Source organism: Arthrobacter sp. NPDC090010, from assembly GCF_044748305.1.
GTDB lineage: Bacteria > Actinomycetota > Actinomycetes > Actinomycetales > Micrococcaceae > Arthrobacter_E.
This window is the reverse complement of the sequence record NZ_JBIVFT010000010.1, coordinates 63,940-83,610: the sequence shown is the minus strand read 5'-3', so window position 1 is coordinate 83,610 and position 19,671 is coordinate 63,940. Positions and strand designations below refer to the sequence as shown.

The window sequence follows — 19,671 nt, the reverse complement described above, 5'->3', positions numbered from 1 at the left end:
CAAACCCGTGAGCTCGCTACTTCGGTGCGAACCCGCTCGTTGAGTGAGCGAGTTCGCACCGAAGTAGCGAGCTCGGCGGCAGGACAAGACAGGCCATGCCGCACCGCAGCCAGGAGTGGCCGCCCCACCGCGGTCAGGGCCCACCGGCACACCCGCTCAGCCGGTGTTGCGCAGGCCTGCGGCGACTCCGTTGATCGTGATGAGCATGGCCCGTTGCAGGGTCTCCGCGATCTCAGAGTTCCCGGCACCCTGGGCTGCCTTGTCCTCTTCCCGGACCCGGCGCAGAAGCTCCACCTGGAGGTAGCTGATGGGATCCAGGTACTGTTCCCGTACCCGCAGGGAACGCTGCAGGGTGGGCTGAGCCTCCAGCAACTCGTTCTCCCCGGTCAGCCGCTCCACCTCGCGGACCGTGAGGTCATGTTCGGCACGGATCGCGTCGAAGAGATGGTGCAGTTCCCGCGGCACCAAGGTGTTCACGTAGTGCCCGGCGATGTCCATGTCCGTCTTCGCCAAGGTCATCTCGACGTTGGACAGCACGGAGGCGAAGAAGTTCCAGTGCTGCGCCATCTGCCGCAGCTCACTCTCCAGCCCGGCCTCCCGGGCCGCCTTGAGCCCGGACCCCACGCCGAACCAGCCCGGCACGATCTGCCGCGACTGTGTCCAGCCGAAGACCCATGGGATGGCCCGGAGCCCGCCCAGACCAGCCCCGGAATCGGGGCGCTTGGACGGCCTGGACCCGATGTTCAGCTGCCCCAGCTGCTCCACCGGTGTCGAAGCCAGGAAGTAGGCGGGCAGATCGGGATGGTCGATCAGGGAGCGGTACCTGGCGAAGGCCTCGTCCGAGATGACGTCCATGACCTGCCCATAGCGTTCCCGCTCCTCCTCGGTGGTGCGCGGCGCCCTGTGCAGCGCAGAACCCTGCATCACGGCGGCAAGGGAGAGCTCCAGGTTCTCGCGGGCCAGCTCGGGCAGCGAATACTTGTCGCTGATGACCTCACCCTGTTCGGTGAACTTGATCTCGCCTTCCAGCACACCGTTGGGCTGAGCCAGGATCGCATCGTACGTCGGCCCGCCGCCGCGCCCCACGGAGCCACCCCGGCCGTGGAAGAGACGCAGGCGGACGCCGTGTTTGAGCGCCACGTCCCGCAGCTTCCGCTGCGTCTTGTGGATCTCCCACTGGCTGGTCATGACACCCGACTCCTTATTGGAATCCGAGTACCCCAGCATGATCTCCTGAACATCACCGCGCAGCCTGACCAGTTCGCGATAGGACGGTTCGGACAGCAGCTGGTCCACGATCTCCGCGGATGCCCTCAGCTCGTCCACCGTCTCCAGCAGCGGAGCGAAACCGATCTTGGCGTACCGGTTCTCCCCGTGCAGCTGAACAAGCCCCGCCTCCCGGGCGATCACGGCCGGAGCGAGAACATCGTCGGCGCCCCTGGTCATGGACACGATGTAGGTCTCGATGACGTCCGGACCGTATGCCTTGAGCGCCTGACGGATCACCCGGAACACGTTGTAGGTGTTGTCAGCCGTTCCGTCGAGCACGATCGGGTGGCCGGACAGCGGACGATGCGAGGCCAGCTCGGCCCGCAGCACATCCCAGCGCTCGGCCCTGCTCAGCTCGGCGTACGGGCGTGCCAGCTCACCGAGCCTGTCGAAGAGCTGTCCGACGGCGTCGTGATGGTGATCCGCATGCTCGCGGATGTCCAGCGTGGCCAGCTGCAAACCGATGGAGGCGACCGCCCGCTGTACCCGCGCGAGCGCGCCGTCGGCGGCCAGAGAAGCGGAGTGCGCCCGCAGCGACTCCTCGATGAGCCGAAGATCGGCGAGCACGGCCGACGTGCCGATGTAGTCGCGTCCCGGCTCGTGCGGTCCGCCGGAGGCGATGCGCCGCCCGGTGTTCAGAAGCCTGGCCTTGATGCAGGTCAGCTTGAGCCGGTACGGCTCCTGGGCATTGAGTTCCAGCACACGCTTGTCGAGTCCCGGGAGCCTACGAAGATCCTCCCGCAAGGACGCCTGCAGCTCGTCGCTCGCGCCGGCCAGGGCGGTGGAATTGGACAGAACCGAGATCAGTTCGTCCAGCAGAGTGATGACGATCCTGATGGCGTTCTGATTCTGGATCTGAAGGATCTCCCGCGTGACGTCGGCCGTGACGTTCGGATTGCCGTCCCGGTCGCCGCCGATCCAGGAACCGAAGCGGATGGGCGCAGCCTCGTTCGGCAGCCTGACCCCGTGTTCGGCGAGGAGCCCGCCGAGTTCGTCCATCACATCGGGCATGGCACCGGTGAGAATGTTCCCCAGATAGTAGATCGCGTTGCGGGCCTCGTCGATCGGGGTGGGACGCACCTGCCGGAGTTCATCGGTCTGCCACATCTGGTCGATGATCTCCGAGAGACGGCGGTCCTGCCGGCTCCGTGCTGAGGTCCCTTCCTCGCTGGGCTCCGCGAGCACGTCGCAGATGGCGCGCAGCTTGTCCAGCACGGACCGTCGCGAGGCCTCCGTGGGGTGGGCCGTGAACACCGGGCGGACGTCGAGTTCGTTCGCCAGGTCCTGGAGGGCTTCCGGACCCGCCTGCTCGGCGATCCGGCTGACGGCCTGGGCCAGCCAGCCGTCCTTCTCCTCGCGGCTCCGCAGGCCTCGGACCCGGTGGACCTGTTCGGCCGCGTTGGCGAGGTGGAAGTAGAAGGCGAAGGCCCGCACCAGGCGGGTCGCGTCCTCCAGCGGCAGGGAGGCGAGCAGCTCGCGGACCTGTTGCGCGACGTCGTGCGCGGCCCACGGGCCGGTGGCCTCGCCGAGTCCTCGGGCGGCCTCCTGCGATTCCTTGGTCAGCAGGCGCACCTGCTCGACCAGCTTGAGCAGCTCCGGACCGTGCTGTCGCACCAGGGATTGGCCGAGGAGCGTGGAGACCCGGCGGACGTCGGCCCGCAGCTCGGCGGCGAGTTCCTCGCCGGGTTCCGGGACGGCTCCGTCAGGGGACGAGGGCACAGGGGCGTTCAACGGCATGGGCGGTTCCTTGTGGTGTGGGGACGGCCAGTACACGTCGCTGGATACTGTGAGCCAGATTACCTAGTGGTTGAGTAGGGATCTTACCCGCAGCCCACCCGCAGGGGAACTTCATGTCATCCGGCCGGTGCCGGGCCGGATCACGGTTTAGGCGGGAACCAACAGTTCGGGTGCCACCACGGCTGGCACGGCGTCACGGTCGGTGACGGCGTGGGGGTCGCAGTCTCCGTCGGCGGAACGGTCGCCGTCGTCACGGTCGGGGTGGGCGTGGCCGTCTCCGTCGGTGATGGCGGGACGGTCGCCGTGGTCACCGACGGGCTCGGGCTCCCCGTGGTCGTGGGGGTCACCGAGGGCGACGGCGTGGCCGTACGACTGGGAGTCGGAGTGCTGCTGGGCGAGGCGGTGCTCGCCGGCGTCGACGGCACCGGCCTGGCCGGGAGAGGAACCGATGCGATCGGCGGAGCCCACGGCAGAATCACCGGCGGCTGGGGAATCATCACCGTCTGTTGAGACTGGGAAGGTGCCAGCGTCACCGACGGCTTGGAAGACTTCGCGGGCGCGGACGACGACGCCGAGGGGGTCGCCGCTGCACCGTCGGAGAACGGGGAGGCTGGGTCGGACGCGGTGGGGGCCGGCGCTGCGGCGGGGGCCTGCTGGCGCCAGCTGGCGGCGATGGACGGTGCCAGGACCAGACCGACGGCGACGACGGCCGCGGCGGCGACCGCAGCCACCGACCCGACAACGCCGGCGCCGGCCGCGGCCGCACCGCCCGCCGCTCCGGTGGCCGTGCCCCCTGAAGACGCAGCCGAGGACGCCGAGGATGACGCAGCACCTCCGGCAAGGAGTCCCGTAGCCGCCGGAACCCCGCTCAGCGAACTCAGCACTGCACCCTGGCCGGCGGAGCTGAGCCACCAGGCGGCAGGGCCGATCCCGATCACGAGCGGCAGCAGAACGGCCTTCATGGACGCGCCGACGTCACCCAGCTCGACCACGATCGCGGTGCAGCGGGCACATTCGTCAAGGTGTTCGCGGACCTTGCGCTCAGCCCGGGTGGAAAGGTTTCCGTGCACATACCCGCCCAGCTTGTCCGCGTACGGACGGCACCTCTCCGGGACGTCCTCGGATACGTGCGCCTGCAGGTATTCACGGCGCAGGGCGTCACGGGCACGGACCGCCAGGGCCGAGACGGCATTGGGGGCGAGGCCCATGACGGGAGCCACCGCGCCCGGCTTCTGACCTTCCACGTCGAGGTACCAGAGCACCTCCTGCCAGCGCTGCGGCAGCGCGCGGAAAGCCTTCGCCGTGGCCAGGTTCTCGAACTCGCCGATGGCGGGATCGTCGAAAGTCTCCGAACGGTCGAGGCTCTGCTGATCACCCGTCGGCAGGGCGCGGCTCGCGCTTCGGTTCCGGGCGTAGGCGGTACGCCGGACCACCTGGAGCAGATAGGCACGGAAGAAGGTGTCCGGACCGTCGCCATCGCGCAGCTTCGTCAGGACCGCCTGGAAGGCGTCCGAGACGACGTCTTCGGCGTCGTTCTCGTTGTCGACGCTCTGGCGGGCGATCGCCTTGGCCAAAGGCGCGTGACGTTCATAGAGCACGCCGAACGCATCCGCGTCGCCTTCACGGACGAGCAGACACAGCTCACCATCACTCACAAGTGCGTCGTCGGACACACGGACCCCCCATACACAAGACCGGAATCGCCTGAAGCCATCCCCAATAGCGTTAAGTGGCCTCAGTCTTGTTTTCGTGACGCGAAAACCCCTCCCGAATTTTCGGCGTCGTGATCCTTCTCACCGCAGGCCCATTCTTCCGTCACGATCGGCCTGCCTCGCACACTAAAGTTTACGTGAAGCAAGCTCAAAGGGGACCCCAAGGCAAGGGAGGCGTCAGCATGCACCGGCCCGGGCCAGAAGGCGACAAGGACGGCGAGTCCTGGGACCGTCTTGTGACCGCTTGGCGGGATGCCAGCGTCCAGGACGGCTGGCGGCACCCCGCTGACTGGGATCTCGCGCCGGTGACGGCCGTGGCCCGGGAACTGAGCGGGTCCCCCACTCTCTCCTCCGCGCTGGCGGCTGAGCTCGGCCTGGCCCGGGCAGAGGCCGGGGTCGGCATTCAGGAGACCCTGCAGGATCTGCACTCTCTCTACGAGACGGTCGGCATCGCCCCGGAATTCGACGTCGTGTCCGCGCTCGCCGCCGCCTGGGCTGAGGGCGTGCAGTCCGTCGCCGAGCTGGGCTGCGTGGACATCGCGACAGGCCTGTTCACCTCAGCCCACTTCCAGCATCGCCTGCAGGAACTGCTGCAGGACGACGCCGAACAGGCGGCCGAAATGCTGGTGGCCCGCTTCACCCTGCAAGCCGACGCCCCGGAACCGGCACGGCTCGGCTGGGCCCTCCTCGCCGAACTCGGGGACTGCGTCCGGCGGACTCTCGGCCACGGCCCGTGCGCCGCGCATCTGCCGGGAGCAGTGGCCGTGCTCGTGCAGGACTCCCCCGAGTCGCAGCAGCGGCTGGACAGCTGCCGGGGCGCTCTCGAAGCACTCCGCGACGGCGTATTGCGCCCCGTGGTTCTGACTCAGCACCGTGCGACCCAGAACGAGCCGATTCCGCCCACTGCGGAAGCCCGCAAAAAAATTTCCTGAAACCCGCGTCACGTTCCCCGGATCCCCGGTACTAACTGACCGGGAGTCTCCGGGGCACGCCCCCATCGTTCCGGAGCTGGCACCGTGGTCCGCCACGGTGCCACCCACTTAAAGCCTCCCGGCGGAGCCATCCAGCCGGGATTCATGCGGGGAATGGGGTGGACGACATCGTGGTTAGAGAAGGTGAGTTCTCTATTAGGAGGAACCACGATGTCGTCCAACCCCATTCCCTCCCCGCCTGTCACCGACCCTCAGCTTCAGCGCTGGCAACGTTTCCGGGACAACCGCAACGCAGCCCTGGCGAGCCCGCACGGCTGGCTGACACTGACGTCCTTCCACTGGCTGCCTGAGCAGCCCAGCTCACTGGAGGGCCTTCCCGGTCTGTGGTGGACCGATGGGGTGAGCGCTTTCGTCACCGTCACCGCGCAGGACGGCCTCTCAATGGTGGCCGATTCGGACGACGGCGCGGCCCCGCCCGCCGTCGTCGGCACGGTGAGCGCGGTGGTCGCACCAGATGATTCGCTCCTGTGGGTCCAGTTCGGGGGCGACGACGGCCGCCAGGTGGCGGTGGAACTCGCCGTCCGGGGTGGCCGCTACGCGATCCGCACGCGCGACGACGCGTCCCCCGTCTATACGGGATTCTCCGGCGTGCCAGTCTTCGACTACCGTCCCGAGCTCGCCGTGACGGCCCACTATGAGCCGTACCCGGAACCGCGCGATGTCCCCATCTCCACGGCCAATCCGCTCGTGGATGCTGTGCACCGCTCGGTGGGGGAAGTGGCCTTCACCCTCCCCGGCTCGGAAACCGAATATCGCCTGCAGGCCGAGGAGGAGAAGCTCGGCGCCCTGGTGATCACGTTCCACGACGCGAGCAACGGCGAGAGCACCGATGAGTGGCGCAAGCTCGCCACCGCCCGCCCGAGGCCGGATGGCAGCGTGGTGCTCGATTTCAACCGCACCATCAACTATCCGAGCGCCTTCACCGACTTCGGCACCTGCCCCGCGCCCGTCCCAGGGAACGCTCTGCCCGTGCCGGTCGAGGCCGGAGAACGCAAGCCGCGCTGAGACGCGGCCCGCTCAGTGGATGGCGGAGACCCCGGTGATCTCCCGCCCGACGATCAGGGTGTTGACCTCGTAGCTGCCTTCATAGGTGTAGATCGCCTCGGCATCCGCGAAGACCTTGGCGGCGCCGAAACCGGTGACGATCCCATTGCCTCCGAGCACCGCACGCGCATGCCCGACGGACTCCCGCATGGCCGAGGTGATGTGCGCCTTGGCCAGGGCGATCTGGGGCATGCCTGCCAGGCCACGTTCCTCGAGCTGAGCGACCCGGGTCATCATCGTCGCGCCGGAGACGGCATTGCCGAGGATCCTGACGAGACGGTCCTGGACCATCTGGAATGACCCGATCGGCTTGCCGAACTGGCGGCGCTGCACGGCGTAGGACCGGGCGACGTCGAATGCCGCGAGCTGCTGGCCTACCGCTTGCCACGCGACGAGAGCACGCGAGCCACGCAGGAGTTCATTGGTGTCGGCGAAGCTGGCGATGCCGGCGAAGCGGTCCTCTTCGGGGACCCGGACGCCGTGCAACTCGATGTCGGCGTTCTGCACGGTGCGCAGAGCCGTCTTCCCCTCGATGCGGGTGCGTTTGAGCCCCGGCAGGTCTCCGGCGACGATGAACCCCCGGATGGCTCCCACCGAACCCGGGGTCTCGTCCCGGGCCCAGAGCAGCATGTGGTCGCAGAATGTCCCGTTGCCGATCCAGCGCTTGGAGCCGTTGAGGACCCACTCGTCGCCATCCCGCACGGCGGTGGTGGCCAGGCCTCGCGCCACGTCCGAACCGTGGTCCGGTTCGGTCAGTGCGAAGGCGCCGGTCGTACGCAGCGACGCCGCGTCATCGAGCAATCGCGCGCGCTGTTCCGCCGAACCGAAGCGGTGCAACGACTCCACGAAGAGGTCATGGTGGACCATGAAGAAGGTCGCCAGCGAGACATCGGCCCGGCTGAGTTCGGCGATCAGCAGGCCGGTGAAGAGGTGGCTGTAGCCGCGGCGCACCGGCGTTCCGATCTCCAATGCGGCCAGCTTCGGCAGGATCTGGAAGGGGAACTCGGCGGCGTCCCACCAGGCAGCCGCGTGCGGACGGATCTCGGCATCGAGAAAGTCACGCACCTCGGCGAGCTTCCCACGCTCGCGATCGCTGAGGAGATCCTCCACCCCGTAGAAATCGGCGGTGGGCAACTCGCGGGTCAACGGCTCCATGGTCACGACGGCCTTCCTGGCGCCCCGTGATCGACCGGGCACCCTCCTGGTCTTGGCATCACGTCCGGCCGGTGGGCCGATTGCGTTAATGCATGTTAACTAAATCACATTCCCCGCCAGGCATGGAACACCCCGCTCCACTACTCTGAGGCCCATGGATGCACAGCAGCGGGCGGCACAGGCCGCCGCCTCCGTCATCGCCCGGCACGGGCGGCGCCTGGCCGGCCTGCCAGGCACCCACCTGGGCCGGATCAAGGCGCCGAGCCGGGCCTTGAGCGAGCTCGGCCCATGGCACTACTGGTGGCAGGCGCACTATGTGGACGCGCTGGTCGACGCCGCGCTGCGCACCAAGGAACCCCAGGGATCCCACGCCCGCCTGGCCCGCCGGGTCATCCGCTCCATCCGCCTGCACAACGCCTTCCGCTATGTGAACTCCTATACGGACGACATGGCCTGGCTCGGCTTGGCCGCCCAGCGGCTCGAAGCTCTCGATCCGGAGGTGCGAAGGCTCGGCGCCCTGCATCGCGCGATCACCCGGCGGCTCATTCTCGCCAGCACCGAGGAACTGGGTGGTGGAAGCTACTGGAGCAGCGCCCGGGACTTCAAGAACACCCCCGCCACCGCCCCGGTCTCCCTCTATTTCGCACGCGGCGGCGACGTCGAGCGCGCCTCGGCCCTGGTCCGCTGGCTCGACCACCATCTGCTGGACCCGGACGCCGGCCTGTTCCTCGACGGCATCCACCTGCACCGCGACGGGAGCACCACGGTGGCCCGGGAGGTGTACAGCTACAACCAGGGCCCGGTCCTCGGCAGTTACCTGGCCCTCGGCTCGGAGGAGGACCTGGACCGGGCGGAGTCGCTCGTCCTCGCGGTAGCGGCGCACCTCAGTCACGACGACGGCAGCCTCAAGACCCACGGGCCGGGCGACGGCGGCCTCTTCACCGGCATCCTCGCCCGATACCTCGCGCTCGCCGCCCGGGACGGCAGGCTGACGACGACGGCGCGCAGCACGGCATCCACACTCGTCGAGGCCAGTGCGGACGCGTTCTGGTCGGGCCGGCGAGGCGCTGCAGGCGAGTGGATCTTCCCGCGCCACACCGATGCAGCCGAAGACGCCAGCCAGAGCGGCGCCGTCGTCGAGCTTTCCTCGCAGCTTCAGGCGTGGATGACCCTGGAAGCCGCCGCGACACTTCCGCAGGAAATTAGATAAATCTTTCATGACGCATTGACTGTGATTTGTCTCACACTTAAGCCTTAACGGACGACCCCTTAGGGACGCCTAACCTAAAGTCGAGGCGTAGCCCTCTGCGGGCTGCCCTCCCCGGAATTTTCACGAAGGACATCCATGCTGAAGCGTAAGCCCGCTCTTGCCGGCCTCGCCCTGCTCGCCAGCGCCGCCCTCGGCCTGAGCGCCTGCAGCGGCTCCCCCGCCCCCTCCGGCTCGGCAGCCGGCAACGGCGGATCCGGGGACGGCATCACCGTTTACAACGCTCAGCACGAGTCGCTGACGAAGGAATGGGTGGACGAGTTCACCAAGGAGACCGGCATCAAGGTCACGCTCCGCAACGGTGACGACTCGGAATTGTCGAACCAGATCATCCAGGAGGGCGCAGCCTCCCCGGCGGACGTGTTCCTCACGGAGAACTCACCGGCGATGACCCAGGTGGAGAACGCGGGCCTTTTCGCCGATATCGACAAGGCGACCCAGGACCAGGTTCCCGCGAACTTCCGTCCGTCCACCGGCAAGTGGACGGGCATCGCCGCCCGTTCCACCGTGCTGGCGTACAACAAGGACAAGGTCAAGGAAGCCGATCTGCCCAAGTCCCTCATGGACCTTTCGCAGCCCGCCTGGAAGGGCCGCTGGGCCGCCTCCCCGTCCGGAGCCGACTTCCAGGCCATCGTCTCGGCCATGCTGGAGCTCAAGGGCGAGAGCGCAACGCTCGACTGGCTCAAGGCGATGAAGGACAACTCCAAGGCCTACAAGGGCAACAGCACCGCGATGAAGGCGGTCAACGCCGGCGAAGTCGACATGGCCGTGATCTACCACTACTACTGGTTCGGCGATCAAGCCAAGACCGGTGAGAACTCCAAGAACGTCGCCCTGCACTACTTCAAGAACCAGGATCCCGGCGCCTTCGTCTCGATCTCCGGCGGCGGCGTGCTGAAGTCCTCCAAGCACTCGGCCCAGGCGCAGGAGTTCCTCAAGTTCGTGACGGGCAAGAAGGGCCAGCAGATCCTGCAGACCGGCTCGTCCTTCGAATACCCGGTGGGTTCCGAGGTCGCGGCCAACAAGGAACTGGTTCCGCTCAAGGACCTCCAGGCTCCCGATGTGGACGCCGCCAAACTCAACTCGCCCAAGGTCACCGATCTGATGACCCAGGCGGGACTGCTCTAAGGCCTTGCCAACACTGCTCGACCGAGGCGCCTCCGGCGCCCAGGCCGGCCGGGGATCACACCCTGGCCGGCCTTCCGGCGTTCCCGGGCTGACCGTCATCGCCACCCTCGTGGCGCTCTTCGCCCTCATGCCCCTGGGCTACGTCGCATACATGACGGTGTCCACGGGCTGGAGTACCGCCTCCGCCCTGATCTTCCGGCCCAGAGTCCTGGAACTGCTCGGCAACACCTTCTGGCTGGTGGTCTGCACCGTCCCGGTCTGCCTGGTGCTCGGGGTGGCCGCCGCCTGGCTGGTGGAGCGCACCTCGCTGCGCGGCCGCAAGATCTGGGCCGTGCTGCTCGCCGCGCCGCTCGCGGTCCCGGCCTTCGTGAACAGCTACGCCTGGGTCTCCGCCGTCCCGTCCATGGCCGGCCTCGGTTCGGGTGTCCTGATCGCCACGCTGTCCTACTTCCCGTTGACCTACATCCCGGCCGCGGCCACCCTGAGCCGCCTGGATCCAGCCATCGAGCAATCCGCGGCGGCACTCGGGCTCGGCCCCTGGGCGGTGTTCTTCCGCGTGGTTCTGCCTCAACTACGGATCGCGCTCACGGGCGGCGGCTTGCTGGTGGCCCTGCATCTGCTGGCCGAATACGGCGCATTCGCCATGATCCGATTCGACACCTTCACGACGGCGATCATGGAACAGTTCCGCTCGACCTTCAATGGCCAGGCGGGCAATATGCTGGCCTCCGTCCTGGTGCTCGCCTGCCTGGTCCTGCTGCTCGTGGAGGTCCGCAGCCGGGGCTCGGCCCGCTATGCCCGGATCGGTTCAGGAGTCCAGGCGTCGCCGGCCACCCTGCGCCTCGGCCTGTATCAGCTCCCCTCCCAGCTGTTCCTGCTTGCGTTGACCGCCCTGGCCCTGTTCTTCCCGCTCTGGTTCGTGATCCGCTGGATGGTGATCGGCGGCACCGCCATCTGGGACCTTTCGGAGTATCTCCCGTCCCTCGTCCAGACTCTGGGCTACGGCCTGGCCGGCTCGCTGGTCACCATCGTGGCGGCCTTCCCGCTGGCCTATCTTGCAGTCCGCCGCCCGAATTGGTTCAGCAAGGCCCTGGAGCTGTCCAACTACGTGACCAGTTCCATGCCCGGCATCGTGGTCGGCCTCGCCTTCGTGACGGTCTCCATCCGCCTGGCGCCAGGCCTGTATCAGAGCAATGCCGTGCTGATCGCCGCCTACGTCCTGCTGTTCATGCCGCGCGCGCTCGTGAACCTCCGGGCCGGGCTGTCCCAGGCTCCGAAACAGCTCGACGAGGCGGCGCAGGCTCTCGGGGTCTCCCCGTTCCGGGCCTTCCTGCGGGTGACTCTGCCGCTGAGCGCACCGGCCGCAGCCAGTGGCGCCGCCCTGGTGTTCCTCGCCATCACGAATGAACTGACCGCCACCCTGCTCCTCTCCCCCAACGGCACCTCGACCCTGGCGACCTACTTCTGGTCCTACAGCAGTTCCATCGACTACGCCGCGGCCGCACCATACGCCTTCACCCTGATCGTGCTTTCAGCACCCATGACCTACCTTCTCCTGCAGCAGTCCAAGAAAGCAGTCGGACAGTGACAGAACCAGTCCCCTCGCGGCTCCCGGCCCCCACGGTGTCGCCCAGCGTCGCACCCACCACGGACAGCCATCTCGTGTTGGAGAGCCTGACCAAGGACTTCGGACAGCAGGCCGTGCTCAAGGGCATCGACCTGAGCGTCCGGCGGGGTGGCACCACCGCCATCGTCGGCCCCTCAGGCTCCGGCAAGACGACCCTCCTGCGCATCATCGCGGGCTTCGAGGCACCCACCACCGGGAGTCTCGCCCTGAACGGCGAGAAGGTGGCGGGACCGGGCGCCTGGGTGCCCGCACACCGCCGCCAGATCGGCTACGTGGCCCAGGACGGTGCACTGTTCCCGCATCTGAGCGTCGGCCAGAACATCGCATTCTCCCTCCGTCACCTGCCGCGCGCCCAGCGTCGCGAGCGGGTGGCCGAACTCATGACCATGGTGCGGCTGGACCCGGACTACGCCCGCCGTCGTCCGCACGAGATCTCCGGCGGGCAGCAGCAGCGCGTGGCGATCGCCCGGGCGCTGGCCCACGAGCCGCAGCTGATGCTGCTGGATGAGCCGTTCTCGGCGCTCGACGCCGGACTACGCGTCGCCACTCGCCGTTCCGTCGCCGAGGTGCTCAAAGAGGCCGGGGTGACCACCATCCTGGTGACCCACGACCAGGCCGAGGCCCTGTCCTTTGCCGATCAGGTGGCCATCATGCGGGCGGGAAAGCTCGCCCAGGTGGGCAATCCGTTCGTCGTCTACACCCGTCCGGCGGACCGCGCGACCGCCGAATTCCTGGGCGATGCCGTCATCCTGGACGCCTGGCTGGAGGGCTCCCTGGCCACCTGTTCGCTGGGCGCCATCCCGGTCCGCCGGCCTCCGGCGCAGGGCAAGGTGGTGGTCATGCTGCGGCCGGAACAGATCCGCATCACCGAGGACGGCCCCATCCGCGGCACCGTGCTGGACACCGACTATTTCGGACCGGAGACCACCGTCCGCCTGCTGCTGCCGGAAGGCGGCGAGGTGATCAGCATCCGCCACTGGAACGCGGCCATCGCCCGCCCCGGCACCGAACTCAGGCTGCGCGTGGTCGGCGAAGCCGTCGCGTTCCCGTCGGCCTGACCTTCCGCCCCTGCACGTTTCGCGAGTGCGCAGCTGAGACCCCTAAAACACCGCGATAAGGGCGTCAGCTGTTACTTCGCGAGTCATCGAGCCATGCTTCGGCCACCGTCGCCGCGGCGAGCACCACGAGGGCCAGACCCAGCGAGGCGAGCACGTCCGTCAGCCAGTGGTACCCGAGGTAGATGCGGCTGAACCCCACAGCCAGCGGCAGCAACGCGGCGAGCCCAAGGCCGACGACGGCGCGACGACGGCCGGTGTGCACGGTGAGCAGATACGCCAGCACGAGCGCGAAGACTGCGGATCCGAGCGTGTGGCCGGATGGGAACGCCGGGCTCGCTTCCGGGCCGAGGACCATGAAGGCCGGATCGGGCCGGGCACGGCTGAGCTCGTGCTTGATGAGGCTTGAACAGAGCACGGCCACGAGCATCGACGCCAGGAAGACCAGAGGACGACGCCATTCACGGCGCCACAGCATCCAGCCGAACCCCACCACGGCACTGATCGCCGTCATCCATGTCGGCCCGGTGACCGTGGTCAGTGCCGCGAGCAGCGCCGTGGCGAACGGCGTACGGATCCCGACGGCCCAGTCGTGCACGGGCTGATCGGCCGCCCCGAAGCCCCAGTGCCCCTGATACATGGCCATCATGAGTACGAACCACGCGGCACCCGGAACGGCCAGGAACAAGGCGCGACGGAGCGTTGTCCGGATCGTCGGAGCGGGCGGGCGCACAGAACTCATCGGACCAGCCTAGGCGGTGCGCACCCTGCTCACCTCAACCGGGGTGGCGCGGTGCCCGCCGCCCGGGCCTGTTCACCGGCCAGCCGGGTCTGGGCGGGCGTCTCGCCGATGACCTTGCGGTACGCCCGCGTCAGGTGGGCCTGGTCGGCGAAGCCCAGGCGCTCGGCCAGTTCGGCCAAGTGGACAGCGGAGTCCGCGTAGAGCGCCGTGGCGGCCTCCTGCAGCCGTCGGCAGTCGATGAGCCACTTGGGCGTGACCCCCACATGCTCCTTGACCAGACGGTCGAGTGTTCTGAGGGGCAGGTCGACCCGCTCGGCCAGCTCGTCGACGCGGGTCAGAGAACCGTCCTCCTCGGCGATCCGGCAGACCTTGTTGCACAGCCGTAGGCGCTCATCGATACGTTCCGTGAACGGCCCCAGCCAGGCACTGACGATCTCCCTGAGCCGCTCCGGATCGCCGCCGTCGTCGACGGCCCGCGCAATGTCGCCTACGGGGACCTGCGTGAGCGGCAGTTGCCGCCCCACGAGCCGGGCAGGGGTTTCGACGCTGAAGAGCCGCGTGGCCCCGGGCCGCAACAACGCCCCGAGGACCCAGGACCGGCCGCGCAGCTCCTGGACGGCGACGGCGGTGCCGAGCCCGGAGACGATGGCCCCTTCGGGCCCGATCACCAGATTCGAGGCGGGATAGCTGAGCACGCGTTGTGGGCGGACGACGCCGGCGGGCAGCTCCCAGCGCACGAACCAGAGGTGCCGGACGATCTCGGAGAGCGCTTCTCCCGGGGCGGCCAGGGCGAAACGTTCCATGCGCACTCCGGCGGAGCCGGGGTTCAGATGTCCTTTGGAGACGACGCCCATCCATTCCCTCCCATTGAGTGTTAGTTGTCACAAGCAACTTGCTTGCCATAATTGTTGCAGGCTCTGTAATCTTGCAGAGTCTGCAAATTTCTCGCCGCTTGTTGCGGCACAGCACTCCCCGAACCATCACGCACGGAAAGTCCTGTCACTCCATGAGCACCAGTACCACGAGTACGGCCACGGCCGGGAATCCACCATCGGATTCCGGCTCGCCCATCATGACCCACCGGCAGATCCTGTTGGTCATCTACGCCCTGATGGCGGGCATGTTCCTGTCCTCCCTGGATCAGACGATCGTCGGCACGGCCATCCGTACCATCGGCGACGACCTGCACGGGCTGGATCAGCAGGCGTGGGTCACCACGGCCTACCTGATCACCTCCACCATCGCGACCCCGATCTACGGCAAGCTCTCCGACATCTTCGGACGCCGGCCGCTCTACCTCTTCGGACTCGGCGTCTTCCTCCTCGGATCCCTGCTTTCGTCCTTCTCCACCTCCATGATCATGCTGGCCGCCTTCCGAGGCTTCCAGGGCATCGGCGCCGGCGCCCTCATGTCCATCCCGCTGGCCATCATGGGTGACATCCTCGCTCCCCGTGAGCGCGCCAAGTACCAGGGTTACTTCCTGGCCGTCTTCGCCGTGTCCTCCGTGGTGGGCCCGCTCATCGGCGGCGTCTTCGCCGACGCGAGTGAGATCCTCTGGATCCCGGGCTGGCGCTGGGTGTTCCTGATCAACGTGCCGATCGGCCTGGTGGCCCTCGCCATGGTCCTCGCATTCCTGCACCTGCCCAAGTTCCACGAGCACGGCAAGGTGCGCATCGACTGGTGGGGCGCCACAGCCGTGGTCGCAACCCTGGTCCCGCTGCTGCTGGTGGCCGAGCAGGGCCGCGAATGGGGCTGGGGCTCCGCAGGTTCGATCACCTGCTACGTGATCGGCGTCGTCGGCCTGATCGCATTCATCATCATCGAGAACCGCATGGGCAAGGACGCGATCATCCCGCTGCGGCTCTTCCAGTCCGGGACGTTCTCCATGGCGACCATCCTGGGCTTCCTGGTGGGCTTCGCGATGTTCGGCGCCATGCTGACCCTGCCGCTCTACCTCCAGCTCGTCACGGGGCTGTCCCCGACCGAGTCCGGCTTCGCCACGCTGCCCATGGTCGCGGGCCTCATGCTCGCCTCCATCATCTCCGGCCAGCTGATCGCCCGGACGGGCCGCTACCGGATCTTCCCGATCACGGGCACCTTCTTCACGGCCTGCGGCTACGTGGTCCTGACCTTCATGACCATCGACAAACCGCTGTGGTTCCTGATGATCGGCATGTTCCTGATCGGTCTCGGCCTCGGCCAGCTCATGCAGACGCTGACCCTGGCCTCGCAGAACTCGGTGGAGCCGCGTGACATGGGTGTGGCCACCAGCTCCTCCACGTTCTTCCGCCAGATCGGCGGCACCTTGGGAACCGCCGTGCTGCTCTCCGTCCTGTTCGCCGTGATGCCGAACAACATCACCACGGCCATGCAGAACGAGAACGACCTGCGGACCTCCCTGGATGCGGCACTCACGCCCTCCGTGGCCACCAACCCGTCCAACAAGGGCGTGATGGACCAGCTGTGGAACCCGATCGTGGGGCCGGTCAAGGACGAGATCCAGAAGGGTCTGGACCAGGGCACCGCCGCGGCCAAGAAGGCCGCCGACGACGCCGTGACCCAGCAGGTCACGGCAGCGGTCCAGGCGAAGGTCACCGCAGGCCAGTTGCCCGCCGAGATGGCCCCGGCCATCATCGAGCAGCAGGTCGCCGCGGCCAAGCCGACGGCCGAACAGAAGGCACTGGAGGCCGCGTCCCAGAAGGCCAACGCCTCCGTGGTGAACGGTAAACTGAGCATCGACTACTCCAATGAGAGCCAGCGTTCCGCCGTCGTCGACAAGCTCGTACCGACCATGGTGGAGAAGCTGAAGGAGCAGAAGTCGCAGGACAGCGGCAGCAGCGCCTCGACATCGGACACCTCGTACCTCAAGGGTGCCGATCCGCGGCTGACCCGCCAGTTCATGACCGGGTTCAACAACTCGGCTGTGAGCATCTACTGGGTGGGTCTCGGCGTGATCGTGGTTGCCTTCATTCTGAGCTGGTTCTTCAAGGTGCCGCCGCTGCGTCAGCGCTCGGCTCTGCAGGAGCAGGCGGACAAGAACAACGCCGCCCAGGCCGCCGAAGCCTGAGCAGCACAGGACTGAACCGCTGCCGGCCTCTCACCGGGCCGGCAGCGGGCAGACCGGAGGAAGACCCATGAACAGCGTTCCGGCCTCACCGGCCACCCCTCCCGCGCCCTCCTTGCGCGAGCGGAAAAAGCAACAGACCCGCCAAGCGATTCACAACGCCGCCCAGGAATTGGTCCTCGAAGAGGGGCTCGCCCAGGTGACCATCGCGGACATCTGCGCCCGCGCGGGCATCTCGGAACGCACCTTCTTCAACTATTTCCCGTCCAAGGCGGCAGCCTCGCTCGGCCTGCCGAACACGCCGCTCTCCGAGTCGCGTACCGAGCTGTTCCTCGAAAGCCGGGGACCGATCATCAGCGATCTGTGCGTGCTCATTGGAAGCCTGTCCACCGGGCCGGACAGTGTGCCCCGGCTGAAGAAGCTCGTGGACAACGAACCGGAGCTCATGGCGGCAGTGCACCACTGGATGTCAGGGCTCCGGGCGGAGATCATCTCGCTGGCAGAGGAGAAGACCACTCCCCTCCGGGCCCGTGCCGCCACTTCGCTCGTGTTCGCAGCGCTGTTCCTGCACTCGGACAGCAGCCACGCAGGCATCGAAGACCGTCCCTCGGCGGAGGATCTTCAGGCCATGGTGAGAGTCCTGGCCGAGGTCGCACAGGGGCACTGAGTCCGCCGTCCGGCGAGGCTCGTGCTCCGACAGGCGCACCAGCGCCGAAACCGGCACTGGCACTGGCACTGGCACTGGCACTGGCCGATTTGTTCAAGACCCGCCGCCCGGGCGCGCGTCATCATGGTGTCATGACTGAGACACCAGAACAGCAGAACACCACCGCCGTCACCGGGCAGTACACCACGGACGGCCTGCCCCACGGCCGCACCTCCATCACCCCTCACGTCGTGGTCTCCCCCGCCGCCAAGGCATTGGAGTTCTACCGCGATGTCTTCGGCGCCGTCGTCGTCTCCGACACCCGCATGGGCGAGATGATCGGCGAGGCCGAGCTGCGCTTCAGCTCCGGAAGCATCACCGTCGGGGATCCGCTGCCCGAGTACGGGCTCGTCGCCCCGCAAGCGGGCGGCATCAGCATGTCCCTGGCCCTCTACGTCACCGATGTGGACGCCGTCACGGCGCGTGCCGAGGCCGCCGGCGCCACCATCCGGGAGGCCCCCGCGAACTTCGTCTCGGGCGACCGCTACGCCTCGATCCTCGACCCCTTCGGCGTCCGCTGGGCCGTCATGACCCGCATCGAGGACCTCTCCGTGGAGGAGGCGAAGCGGCGCGTCGACGAGTGGGCCGCGAGCTTCTCCGGCTGAGCTGCCCGGATTGGGGCGCCCGGGCGGTGATAATGGGTTCATGAGCGTGCGCACACCGGACCCCTACCCCGGCTGGCTGTCCGATGAGGACCTGTACGAAGCGAGGAACCGCCTCCCCATGGTGTATGTGGAGGCGGTTCCCGTGCGTCTGGACCCCCTCGGCTTGGTGATCGAGGTGGGGACGCTGCTGCAAGGCGATGCCGAGGGCAATATGGCGCGGTCCCTGGTCTCCGGACGGGTCCTGTACCGGGAGACCATCAGGGCTGCACTGCTGCGGCATCTGGAGAAGGACCTCGGCAATCTGGCGCTGCCGCTGCTGCCGCCGAGCCCCGTGCCCTTCACGGTGGCCGAGTACTTCCCGGCCCCTTCCCAGACCGGCTTCACGGACGACCGCCAGCACGCCGTCTCCCTCGTGTACCTCGTCCCGGTCACGGGCGAGTGCAGCCCTCGACAGGACGCGCTGGAACTGACCTGGATGTCACCGGAGGAGATGCTGAGTCCAGAAGTCCAGCAGGAGTTCGACGGCGGTCGCGGCCACCTCGTGCGGCAGGCGCTGGCCTACGCGGGGGTCGGTTCCTTCTAGCCTTGCCCGACCGTCAGCTCAGGTAGGAGTTCACGGTGGTCAGGAAACTCTGGTCCCAGTAGCCCGTGTACTGGATGCCGGGCGCGTCGTTGTTGTCGAAACCGTTCACGCCCACCAAGGCCCATCCGGAGGACGAGTTGCTGTCCTCGGCCAGCCAGCCGCCACCGCTGGATCCGCTGCCCAGACGGCACGGAATCCCCACGGCCGGCTGGGACTGCCACTTGTCCGCGGGACGGGTGCCGGAGCTGGACACGAAACCGCAGGTCTGCAGCAATTCGCCGTTGCTCAGCGCCGTCCGTTCGGCCGTGGAACGCAGAGGGTCACCGTTGTGGGAACGGATGGAGTTCCACTTCGAGCTGGTGTCCATGTCGACGTAGGGGTAGCCCATGTTGATGTAGCTGGACGGGGTGAAGGACTTGTCCCGCACCGCCGGGTACTTGCCCGGGCCGAGCGGCGCGAGATTGCACGATCCGAGGTTCGCGATGGCCCAGTCATAGGAGACGTCGCCGTCGGAGCTCGCGTTGTACTTCGGGTTGATGTAATACGGCGCGAGCGTACTGGTCCCCGCGACATTGCAGCTGGCGAAGTCTCCCGACGATCCGTTGTTGTACTGCAGATAGAAGGTGTAGGTGTAATCAGGGTCAGGCAAGCAGTGCGCGTCCGTGATGATCGTGTGCGGACCCACCAGGGTGGCGCTGCACGACTCCATCAGCGTGCCGTCGCTCGTCGCCTTGAGCTTGCCGGCCCAGGCGAACGGTGCCACCGATTGATCGGACGGCCGGTAGCCATCCACGAGCATGCCGTAGGGATCGTCCGAGGCGCTGGCCGGCGGTGCGATCGCCAGCGTGGCGCCCAGGCACACGAGACCGGCGACGGCGGCGGCCAGGCCCTTCTTCCGTGCGGTTCGGCTCCTCACGGTGCTGTGGCCTGCACCGGTGTTCTTGTTCTTGAGGGTGCTGTTCATCGAATCTCCTGTGTTCAGAGC

Annotated in this window: 16 protein-coding genes; 10 read left to right on the top strand and 6 right to left on the bottom strand. The window is 67.6% G+C overall.

The window, feature by feature from the left end; genetic code table 11:
- Window positions 1-156: 156 nt before the first annotated feature.
- Both ppc and ACIPXZ_RS14560 read right to left on the bottom strand, forming a co-directional pair.
- On the bottom strand, window positions 157-3,006 hold the full coding sequence (gene ppc, locus ACIPXZ_RS14565) for a phosphoenolpyruvate carboxylase (RefSeq protein WP_400595541.1): 2,850 nt from the start codon (window positions 3,004-3,006) through the stop codon (window positions 157-159).
- Window positions 3,007-3,146: 140 nt separating this feature from the next.
- A complete protein-coding gene (locus tag ACIPXZ_RS14560; RefSeq protein WP_400595539.1) occupies window positions 3,147-4,679 on the bottom strand; it encodes a sigma-70 family RNA polymerase sigma factor in 1,533 nt (510 codons plus the stop codon).
- A 221-nt stretch (window positions 4,680-4,900) separates the two neighbouring features.
- Here ACIPXZ_RS14560 and ACIPXZ_RS14555 point away from each other — a divergent pair, with 221 nt between their 5' ends.
- On the top strand, window positions 4,901-5,650 hold the full coding sequence (locus ACIPXZ_RS14555) for a hypothetical protein (RefSeq protein WP_400595537.1): 750 nt from the start codon (window positions 4,901-4,903) through the stop codon (window positions 5,648-5,650).
- A 210-nt stretch (window positions 5,651-5,860) separates the two neighbouring features.
- Window positions 5,861-6,715, top strand: a complete 855-nt coding sequence (locus ACIPXZ_RS14550) for a DUF1684 domain-containing protein (RefSeq protein ID WP_400595535.1) — start codon at window positions 5,861-5,863, stop codon at window positions 6,713-6,715.
- Between the two features lie 12 nt (window positions 6,716-6,727).
- On the opposite strand, the gene ACIPXZ_RS14545 is transcribed toward ACIPXZ_RS14550, so the two are convergent.
- Window positions 6,728-7,909, bottom strand: a complete 1,182-nt coding sequence (locus tag ACIPXZ_RS14545; protein ID WP_400595701.1) for an acyl-CoA dehydrogenase family protein — start codon at window positions 7,907-7,909, stop codon at window positions 6,728-6,730.
- Between the two features lie 154 nt (window positions 7,910-8,063).
- Between ACIPXZ_RS14545 and ACIPXZ_RS14540 the strand changes: the two genes are divergently transcribed.
- The 4 genes from ACIPXZ_RS14540 (at window position 8,064) to ACIPXZ_RS14525 (ending at window position 12,989) form a co-directional block, all read left to right on the top strand.
- A complete protein-coding gene (locus ACIPXZ_RS14540) occupies window positions 8,064-9,119 on the top strand; it encodes a glycoside hydrolase family 76 protein (protein WP_400595533.1) in 1,056 nt (351 codons plus the stop codon).
- Window positions 9,120-9,254: 135 nt separating this feature from the next.
- Window positions 9,255-10,304 (top strand): iron ABC transporter substrate-binding protein, encoded by a 1,050-nt coding sequence (locus ACIPXZ_RS14535; protein ID WP_400595531.1) that lies wholly within the window; start codon window positions 9,255-9,257, stop codon window positions 10,302-10,304.
- Between the two features lie 127 nt (window positions 10,305-10,431).
- Complete coding sequence (locus tag ACIPXZ_RS14530; protein WP_400595699.1) at window positions 10,432-11,892, top strand: ABC transporter permease; 1,461 nt, start codon at window positions 10,432-10,434, stop codon at window positions 11,890-11,892.
- Window positions 11,889-12,989: an ABC transporter ATP-binding protein gene (locus ACIPXZ_RS14525; protein ID WP_400595529.1), complete on the top strand. Its 1,101-nt coding sequence runs from the start codon at window positions 11,889-11,891 to the stop codon at window positions 12,987-12,989. The genes ACIPXZ_RS14530 and ACIPXZ_RS14525 overlap by 4 nt, the downstream gene beginning before the upstream one ends.
- A 64-nt stretch (window positions 12,990-13,053) precedes the next feature.
- On the opposite strand, the gene ACIPXZ_RS14520 is transcribed toward ACIPXZ_RS14525, so the two are convergent.
- Together ACIPXZ_RS14520 and ACIPXZ_RS14515 are read right to left on the bottom strand one after the other, a co-directional pair.
- Window positions 13,054-13,728 carry a phosphatase PAP2 family protein gene (locus tag ACIPXZ_RS14520; protein ID WP_400595527.1) on the bottom strand — a complete coding sequence of 225 codons (675 nt, stop codon included), beginning with the start codon at window positions 13,726-13,728 and terminating at the stop codon, window positions 13,054-13,056.
- A gap of 29 nt (window positions 13,729-13,757) precedes the next feature.
- Window positions 13,758-14,582 carry a helix-turn-helix domain-containing protein gene (locus ACIPXZ_RS14515; RefSeq protein WP_400595525.1) on the bottom strand — a complete coding sequence of 275 codons (825 nt, stop codon included), beginning with the start codon at window positions 14,580-14,582 and terminating at the stop codon, window positions 13,758-13,760.
- A 152-nt stretch (window positions 14,583-14,734) separates the two neighbouring features.
- On the opposite strand from ACIPXZ_RS14515, the gene ACIPXZ_RS14510 reads away from it, so the two are divergent.
- The 4 genes from ACIPXZ_RS14510 (at window position 14,735) to ACIPXZ_RS14495 (ending at window position 18,686) form a co-directional block, all read left to right on the top strand.
- Entirely contained in the window at window positions 14,735-16,795 is a 2,061-nt protein-coding gene (locus ACIPXZ_RS14510) for an MDR family MFS transporter (RefSeq protein ID WP_400595523.1), read from the top strand.
- A gap of 67 nt (window positions 16,796-16,862) precedes the next feature.
- The gene (locus ACIPXZ_RS14505; protein ID WP_400595521.1) at window positions 16,863-17,459 is read left to right on the top strand and encodes a TetR/AcrR family transcriptional regulator; all 597 of its coding nucleotides are present in this window, start codon (window positions 16,863-16,865) and stop codon (window positions 17,457-17,459) included.
- 131 nt (window positions 17,460-17,590) lie between these two features.
- Window positions 17,591-18,103: a VOC family protein gene (locus ACIPXZ_RS14500; protein WP_400595519.1), complete on the top strand. Its 513-nt coding sequence runs from the start codon at window positions 17,591-17,593 to the stop codon at window positions 18,101-18,103.
- A 40-nt stretch (window positions 18,104-18,143) separates the two neighbouring features.
- Window positions 18,144-18,686 carry a DUF4916 domain-containing protein gene (locus tag ACIPXZ_RS14495; protein ID WP_400595517.1) on the top strand — a complete coding sequence of 181 codons (543 nt, stop codon included), beginning with the start codon at window positions 18,144-18,146 and terminating at the stop codon, window positions 18,684-18,686.
- A 13-nt stretch (window positions 18,687-18,699) separates the two neighbouring features.
- Here the strand turns inward: ACIPXZ_RS14495 and ACIPXZ_RS14490 are convergent, their stop codons facing one another.
- Window positions 18,700-19,650 (bottom strand): trypsin-like serine peptidase, encoded by a 951-nt coding sequence (locus ACIPXZ_RS14490; protein ID WP_400595515.1) that lies wholly within the window; start codon window positions 19,648-19,650, stop codon window positions 18,700-18,702.
- Between the last annotated feature and the right edge of the window lie 21 nt (window positions 19,651-19,671).

Coding starts and splice junctions, on each gene's coding strand:
- ACIPXZ_RS14540 (WP_400595533.1), top strand. CDS start 8,064: ATGGATGCACAGCAGCGGGCGGCACAGGCCGCCGCCTCCGTCATCGCC.
- ACIPXZ_RS14535 (WP_400595531.1), top strand. CDS start 9,255: ATGCTGAAGCGTAAGCCCGCTCTTGCCGGCCTCGCCCTGCTCGCCAGC.
- ACIPXZ_RS14490 (WP_400595515.1), bottom strand. CDS start 19,650: ATGAACAGCACCCTCAAGAACAAGAACACCGGTGCAGGCCACAGCACC.
- ACIPXZ_RS14550 (WP_400595535.1), top strand. CDS start 5,861: ATGTCGTCCAACCCCATTCCCTCCCCGCCTGTCACCGACCCTCAGCTT.
- ACIPXZ_RS14510 (WP_400595523.1), top strand. CDS start 14,735: ATGAGCACCAGTACCACGAGTACGGCCACGGCCGGGAATCCACCATCG.
- ACIPXZ_RS14515 (WP_400595525.1), bottom strand. CDS start 14,582: ATGGGCGTCGTCTCCAAAGGACATCTGAACCCCGGCTCCGCCGGAGTG.
- ACIPXZ_RS14520 (WP_400595527.1), bottom strand. CDS start 13,728: ATGAGTTCTGTGCGCCCGCCCGCTCCGACGATCCGGACAACGCTCCGT.
- ACIPXZ_RS14555 (WP_400595537.1), top strand. CDS start 4,901: ATGCACCGGCCCGGGCCAGAAGGCGACAAGGACGGCGAGTCCTGGGAC.
- ACIPXZ_RS14495 (WP_400595517.1), top strand. CDS start 18,144: ATGAGCGTGCGCACACCGGACCCCTACCCCGGCTGGCTGTCCGATGAG.
- ACIPXZ_RS14505 (WP_400595521.1), top strand. CDS start 16,863: ATGAACAGCGTTCCGGCCTCACCGGCCACCCCTCCCGCGCCCTCCTTG.
- ppc (WP_400595541.1), bottom strand. CDS start 3,006: ATGCCGTTGAACGCCCCTGTGCCCTCGTCCCCTGACGGAGCCGTCCCG.
- ACIPXZ_RS14500 (WP_400595519.1), top strand. CDS start 17,591: ATGACTGAGACACCAGAACAGCAGAACACCACCGCCGTCACCGGGCAG.
- ACIPXZ_RS14545 (WP_400595701.1), bottom strand. CDS start 7,909: ATGGAGCCGTTGACCCGCGAGTTGCCCACCGCCGATTTCTACGGGGTG.
- ACIPXZ_RS14530 (WP_400595699.1), top strand. CDS start 10,432: ATGCCCCTGGGCTACGTCGCATACATGACGGTGTCCACGGGCTGGAGT.